Raw genomic sequence first — 6,055 nt, 5'->3', positions numbered from 1 at the left:
GCCAAACCAAAAGGCCTGACCAGTACGGGGTATAAAACAATTGGCACTGGCTTTACAAGCACCCTGTTGAGTTCTCAAAGAACAACCACACACCAACCAGAAGCACCGCTACCAGCGGAACCCCCGTTTGGGGCAACCTCTCCAACCTACTCGGTCTTGCTTCCGTCGTCAACCTCGCGTTCGAGGTGATCAACTTGGCTCGACCAGACCCACGCTGACGCTCACCGTTTCCGGTGGTCGTTGCTCTCGTGGGTTTCGGCGGACCGGCCGGCGTCGCTCTCGCGACCACCCGCCCGGCTCCCTGCCGACTTTCGAACTCTACCCGGTCGGCTTCGCGTTCGCAACTCCGTGTCCCGGAGTGTCGAGCACCGCCCGAATCTCAGTCTGGCTCGGCGTCACCGCCACCAGCCTGGCGCCCGTTCTCGGCCGGTTTGCCCGGCCTCCCGCGTGCAGAGAGAAAGTTACGCGGACCCGCCCCGGAAGGCAAATCAATGATCGTCATTGGGCGAGCGTGACGGGTCCACCGGAATGCCGGCGTCGAAGAGAGCGTTCCGGAGCTGTCCCGTGCCAGAGTGGTCGGCATGGATGATCCGTCCCCGGTCCCGGCCGTCGCCGAGGACGCTCTGCTCGGCCTCCTGCTGCCGTTCTGGCAGTTGGTGATCGGGGCCGTCGTGCTCGCCGTACTGCTGCTGTCGGTCAAACGCCTGGCCCGGCGCGGCCCCTCCCGGATGACCACCGCTCTCCTGGTCACCGCGGCGGCGATCGCCGGGATCGCCGCCCTGGGCCTGCTCTTCGGAGGCTGACCGCGATCAGAGCCGGCGGTTGGCCAGGCTGGGCAGCTCGGCGCGGATCGTCCGCAGCCGCTGCAGGTCGATCTCGGTGACCGCCAGTCCCGGGCCGTCGGCGACCTGGCTCAGCACGGTCCCCCACGGGTCGACCACCATGCTGCGCCCGAAGCAGGTCCGGCCCGGGTCGTGGTCACCTGTCTGTCCGGCCGCCGCCACGAAGCACTGGTTCTCGATCGCCCGGGCCCGCAGCAGCACCTCCCAGTGGTCCCGCCCGGTGTGCATCATGAACGCTGCGGGCACCACGAGCAGTTCGGCGCCGCCGTCGGTCGCGAGCTGCCGGTACAACTCCGGGAACCGCAGGTCGTAACAGATGGACAGGCCGACCCGCAGACCCTCGACGTCGACCACCACTGGCTTCTCGCCCGGCGCCACGGTTGCCGACTCCAGGTAGGAGACGCGGCCGGGGATCTCCACGTCGTACAGATGGATCTTCCGGTAGGCGGCAGCGAGCGCGCCCTCGCGGTCGAAGACCAGGGAGGTGTTCCAGGTGTGCGCCGGGTCCGGACCCGCCTCGTGGAACGAGCCGGCGATCACCCACATGCCCAGCCGGCGGGCGGTCTCCGCGAAGAACCGCCCCACAGTGCCGTCGACCGGCTCGGCCGGCGGCATCCGGTCGGCGTGACCGAGGTAGTCGACGTACTCCGGAAGGAGGGCGAGGTCCGCGCCGGCCGCCGCGGCCCTGACCAGCAGGGCCTCGGCGGCGGCGAGGTTCGCCGCCCGGTCGTCGCGGGCGTTGAGCTGGCAGATGGCGACGCGCATGACCCGAGGGTACGGGCGGAAGCAGGCGCGCGACAGGGCTCAGACGCTGGACAGGACGAGCGCCGCCGCGGCGAAGCCGAGCCCCGCGACCTGTGCCGGCCGGAGTCGTTCCCGGTCGACGGCGAGCGCGAGCAGGACGGTGCTCGCCGGGTAGAGCGAGGCGATCGCGGCCACCACGCTCAGGTGCCCCCGCCCCGCCGCGGCGAGGAACAGCGCGTTCGCGGCGGAGTCGAGCAGGCCGGCCGTCGCGGCCCAGCCGAGCACCCGCCGCCCCAGGCGCAGGCGTGCGCCGGTACGGACGGCGAGCGCGAGGCCGAACGCGATCGAGCTGACGCGTACCGCGAGAACCGGCCACATGCCGGCGGCCTCGTCGGCCTGGCCGAGCAGCGCGAAGAAGACGCCGAAGAGCAGTCCAGCGGCCAGTGCCATGCCGATCACGCGGCCGGAGACGCGGCGTGCCGCGCCGCGCTCCCCCAGGCTGACCAGCCCGATGGCGACCACGGCGAGCCCGGCGCCGCCGAGCGCAACAGCACCCGGCGAGTGTGCGAGGACCAGGCTGGCGACGATCGGCACGATCGCCGCGGTGATCGCGGTGACGGGCGCGACGACAGCCATCACGCCGGTGGCGAGCGAGCGGTAGAGCAGCATGACGCCGCCCGCGCCCGCCACGCCGGCGAGCAGTCCCCACCCCAGGTCGAGCGGGCTCGGCGTGCCGGGCACCACGAGGACGAGGACGAGCAGCAGCGGAACGCTGAGGATCTGCGACACGACAGTCACGGCGATCGGGTCGGCGCGCCGGGACGCCTTGCCGCCGGCGAAGTCGGCCGTGCCGAAGGCCAGCGCGGACACGGCGGCGAGGACAATGGGGAGCATCCCGCAGTCGTACCACAATAGTGACCGTGAAGGACAGTGTGATGACCGATACCGGTGGACGGGTCGGCGCGGTGACCTCAGCGGTCGCCCGCCAGGTACGTGACCTGCGAGCAGCACGCGGCTGGTCGTTCGAGGAACTGGCCGGCCGGTCCGGAGTCAGCAAGGGCATGCTGGTGCAGATCGAGGGGGCGCGCACCAACCCGAGCATCGGCACGCTCTGCCGGGTCGCCGACGCGTTCGGCGTCAGCATCGCCCGGCTGCTGGAGCCGGCCGAACCGAGCACGGTGCGGGTCAGCGCGGCCGACGAGGCGCCGGTGCTGTGGCGCGGCCCCAACGGCGGCCTGGCGCGTCTGCTCAGCGGCCTCGGCGAACCCGACCTGGTCGAGCTGTGGGACTGGCGGATGGAACCCGGGGAGGCGTTGCGGTCCCCCGACCACGCCCACGGCACCCGGGAGATCCTGCACGTGCTAGACGGCGTCGCCACTGTCACAGTGGACGGCGTCGACCACGACGTACGCGCCGGCGAGACGGTCGAGTTCCACGCCGACCGGGAGCACGGCTATCGCACGGCCGGTGACGGGCCGGTGCGCCTGATGATGGTGGTGGTCACCCCGTCGGGCGAGTGGGACCGGCGGACCCGCTCACGCGGACCGCGCCCGAGCTGACCCGGGCGCGGTCGCGAACGGCGGTATCAGGCCGACTTCTCCTCGCGGTCCCGCCGGCGCCGGCCGGTGAACTCGCGGGGCACGATCGTCGGGTTGACGTTCTCCAGGACGACCTCGCGGGTGATCAGCACCCGGGCGGCGTCGGGGTTGCTCGGCACCTCGTACATCACGGAGAGGAGCACCTCTTCCATGATCGCCCGCAGGCCGCGGGCGCCGGTGCCGCGGAGCATGGCCTGGTCGGCGATGGCCTCCAGCGCGGGCTGCTCGAACTCCAGCTCGACGCCGTCCAGCTCGAACAGGCGCTGGTACTGCCGGACCAGCGCGTTGCGCGGCTCGGTCAGGATCCGCACCAGGGCGCTGCGGTCGAGGCTGCGCACGTTGGTGATCACCGGAAGCCGGCCGATGAACTCGGGGATGAGCCCGAACTTCAGCATGTCCTCCGGCATGACCTGGCTGAAGATGTCGTCGGTCGACCGCTCGGACACCGACCGGAGCCGGGCGCCGAAGCCGGTGCCGCCGGAGCCGGTGCGGGCCTCGATGATCTGGTCGAGCCCGGCGAACGCGCCACCGCAGATGAACAGCACGTTCGTGGTGTCGATCTGGATGAACTCCTGGTGCGGGTGCTTGCGCCCGCCCTGCGGCGGCACGTTGGCGACGGTGCCTTCGAGCATCTTCAGCAGCGCCTGCTGCACGCCCTCGCCGGAGACGTCACGGGTGATCGACGGGTTCTCCGACTTGCGGGCGATCTTGTCGACCTCGTCGATGTAGATGATGCCCGTCTCGGCGCGCTTGATGTCGTAGTCGGCGGCCTGGATCAGCTTCAGCAGGATGTTCTCGACGTCCTCACCGACGTAGCCCGCCTCGGTGAGCGCGGTGGCGTCGGCGATGGCGAACGGGACGTTGAGCATCCGCGCGAGCGTCTGCGCCAGGTGCGTCTTGCCGCAACCCGTCGGGCCGAGCAGCAGGATGTTGGACTTGGCCAGCTCGACGCCGTCGGTGCCGGAGCCCGGCGCGCCTGCGGCCTCGGCCTGGATCCGCTTGTAGTGGTTGTAGACCGCGACGGCGAGCGCCTTCTTGGCCTGCTCCTGACCGACGACGTAGTTGTCGAGGAACTGGCAGATCTCCATCGGCTTGGGAAGCTCTTCCCACTTCACCTCGCCGGACTCGGCCAGCTCCTCTTCGATGATCTCGTTGCAGAGGTCGATGCACTCGTCGCAGATGTAGACACCAGGGCCCGCGATGAGCTTCTTGACCTGCTTCTGCGACTTGCCGCAGAACGAGCATTTCAGTAGGTCGCCGCCGTCACCGATCCGTGCCACCTACGTTCTCCCTGCACTCGTCGGCCGGAACGCCGGCCCTGACCTGCGAGCGCCGGAGCGCCCGTCCGTCCTGTCGTCCCACCATGCTGTCGGCTCCACCTGATCCGACCGGCGGAGCGGTACAGACCCGACGTTACCCGGTGGCCGGGTTTTCTCCGACCCCCAAAACGGGTGTGTCAGAGGTCGACCGGGAACGATACCCCGACCGACCTCCGACCACACGTTGCTCAGCCCGCGGCGTGCGACGCCAGCAGACCCTTCTTGCGGCTGGTCAGGATCGTGTCGACCAGCCCGTACTCCTTGGACTCCTCGGCCGTCATGATCTTGTCACGGTCGATGTCCTTGCGAACCTGCTCGATCGGGCGGTTGCAGTGCCGGGAGAGCATGTCCTCCAGCTGCGTCCGCATCCGCAGGATCTCCCGCGCCTGGATCTCGATGTCCGAGCCCTGGCCGTAGCCGCCCTCGGTGGCCGGCTGGTGGATGATGATCCGGGAGTTGGGCAGCGCCATCCGCTTACCCGGCGTGCCCGCGGAGAGCAGCACCGCCGCCGCGCTCGCCGCCTGCCCGAGGCAGACGGTCTGGATGTCCGGGCGGACGTACTGCATGGTGTCGTAGATCGCCGTCATGGCGGTGAAGGAGCCACCGGGCGAGTTGATGTACATGATGATGTCGCGGTCCGGGTCGGTGCCCTCCAGCGTCAGCAGCTGGGCCATCACGTCGTTGGCCGACGCGTCGTCCACCTGGACGCCGAGGAAGATGATCCGGTCCTCGAAGAGCTTGTTGTACGGGTTGGACTCCTTCATCCCGTACGACGTGCGCTCGACGAACGACGGCAGAACGTAGCGGTTGTGCACGGCCGCGAACTGGGGCGGCAGGCTCAGGTCGGTCATCGTCAGCTCCTCGGTCAGCTCAGGGTCCCGGCGCCATCCGGAACCTGCGCGGCCCCGATGATCACCTTGTCGATGAAGCCGTAGTCCATGGCCTCCTGGGCGGTGAACCAGCGGTCACGGTCCGAGTCCGCCTCGATCTGCGCCTGGGACTGGCCGGTGTGGAACGCGACCCGCTCCTGGAACATCCGCTTGGTGTAGAGCATCTGCTCGGCCTGGATCGCGATGTCCGACGCGGTGCCGCCGAGGCCACCCGAGGGCTGGTGCATCATGATCCGCGCGTGCGGCAGGGCGTAGCGCTTGCCCTTGGTGCCCGCGCAGAGCAGCAGCTGGCCCATGGAGGCGGCCATGCCCATCGCCACGGTCGAGACGTCGTTGTCGATGTACTGCATGGTGTCGTAGATCGCCATGCCGGAGTAGACCGAGCCACCCGGCGAGTTGATCCAGAGGAAGATGTCGCGGTCCGGGTCCTCCGCCGCGAGCAGCAGGAGCTGCGCGCAGATGCGGTTGGCCACCTGGTCGTTCACCTCACTGCCCAGGAAGATGATCCGTTCCTTGAGCAACCGGTTGTAGACCGAGTCGTCGAGGTTGCCAATGGAGTCGCCACCGCGGGCCTCGTTCACCCGGAGCGACTTCTTGGGGATGTGCATGTCGGTCATGGCAGCCCTTCGCTCTCCGTACCGTCCTACCCGACACTAACCGCT

7 protein-coding genes are annotated in these 6,055 nt (G+C 69.4%); 2 read left to right on the top strand and 5 right to left on the bottom strand.

What is annotated here, in order from left to right:
• Positions 1 to 581: 581 nt before the first annotated feature.
• Complete coding sequence (locus IF06_RS0122485) at positions 582 to 803, top strand: hypothetical protein (protein ID WP_030273372.1); 222 nt, start codon at positions 582 to 584, stop codon at positions 801 to 803.
• Positions 804 to 809: 6 nt separating this feature from the next.
• Here the strand turns inward: IF06_RS0122485 and IF06_RS0122480 are convergent, their stop codons facing one another.
• Positions 810 to 1,607, bottom strand: coding sequence for a carbon-nitrogen hydrolase family protein (locus IF06_RS0122480; RefSeq protein ID WP_030273370.1), 798 nt, complete (start codon positions 1,605 to 1,607; stop codon positions 810 to 812).
• A gap of 39 nt (positions 1,608 to 1,646) precedes the next feature.
• Positions 1,647 to 2,480: an EamA family transporter gene (locus IF06_RS0122475; RefSeq protein ID WP_030273368.1), complete on the bottom strand. Its 834-nt coding sequence runs from the start codon at positions 2,478 to 2,480 to the stop codon at positions 1,647 to 1,649.
• Positions 2,481 to 2,521: 41 nt separating this feature from the next.
• Here IF06_RS0122475 and IF06_RS0122470 point away from each other — a divergent pair, with 41 nt between their 5' ends.
• Positions 2,522 to 3,145, top strand: a complete 624-nt coding sequence (locus tag IF06_RS0122470; RefSeq protein ID WP_030273366.1) for a helix-turn-helix domain-containing protein — start codon at positions 2,522 to 2,524, stop codon at positions 3,143 to 3,145.
• Positions 3,146 to 3,171: 26 nt separating this feature from the next.
• On the opposite strand, the gene clpX is transcribed toward IF06_RS0122470, so the two are convergent.
• The 3 genes from clpX to IF06_RS0122455 all read right to left on the bottom strand — a co-directional run bounded on the left by clpX (position 3,172) and on the right by IF06_RS0122455 (position 6,010).
• The gene (clpX, locus tag IF06_RS0122465; protein ID WP_013288033.1) at positions 3,172 to 4,464 is read right to left on the bottom strand and encodes an ATP-dependent Clp protease ATP-binding subunit ClpX; all 1,293 of its coding nucleotides are present in this window, start codon (positions 4,462 to 4,464) and stop codon (positions 3,172 to 3,174) included.
• 227 nt (positions 4,465 to 4,691) lie between these two features.
• Positions 4,692 to 5,354, bottom strand: coding sequence for an ATP-dependent Clp protease proteolytic subunit (locus IF06_RS0122460; RefSeq protein WP_013288034.1), 663 nt, complete (start codon positions 5,352 to 5,354; stop codon positions 4,692 to 4,694).
• Positions 5,355 to 5,368: 14 nt separating this feature from the next.
• A complete protein-coding gene (locus tag IF06_RS0122455; protein WP_013288035.1) occupies positions 5,369 to 6,010 on the bottom strand; it encodes an ATP-dependent Clp protease proteolytic subunit in 642 nt (213 codons plus the stop codon).
• Positions 6,011 to 6,055 lie beyond the last annotated feature (45 nt).

Source organism: Micromonospora globosa, assembly GCF_000717585.1.
Classification (GTDB): Bacteria; Actinomycetota; Actinomycetes; order Mycobacteriales; family Micromonosporaceae; genus Micromonospora; species Micromonospora aurantiaca.
This window is presented reverse-complemented; position numbering and strand designations above follow the sequence as displayed.

Excerpts from the sequence above, each read along its gene's own strand:
- IF06_RS0122470 (WP_030273366.1), top strand. The coding sequence starts at position 2,522 with ATGACCGATACCGGTGGACGGGTCGGCGCGGTGACCTCAGCGGTCGCC.
- IF06_RS0122455 (WP_013288035.1), bottom strand. The coding sequence starts at position 6,010 with ATGACCGACATGCACATCCCCAAGAAGTCGCTCCGGGTGAACGAGGCC.
- IF06_RS0122480 (WP_030273370.1), bottom strand. The coding sequence starts at position 1,607 with ATGCGCGTCGCCATCTGCCAGCTCAACGCCCGCGACGACCGGGCGGCG.
- IF06_RS0122460 (WP_013288034.1), bottom strand. The coding sequence starts at position 5,354 with ATGACCGACCTGAGCCTGCCGCCCCAGTTCGCGGCCGTGCACAACCGC.
- IF06_RS0122485 (WP_030273372.1), top strand. The coding sequence starts at position 582 with ATGGATGATCCGTCCCCGGTCCCGGCCGTCGCCGAGGACGCTCTGCTC.
- IF06_RS0122475 (WP_030273368.1), bottom strand. The coding sequence starts at position 2,480 with ATGCTCCCCATTGTCCTCGCCGCCGTGTCCGCGCTGGCCTTCGGCACG.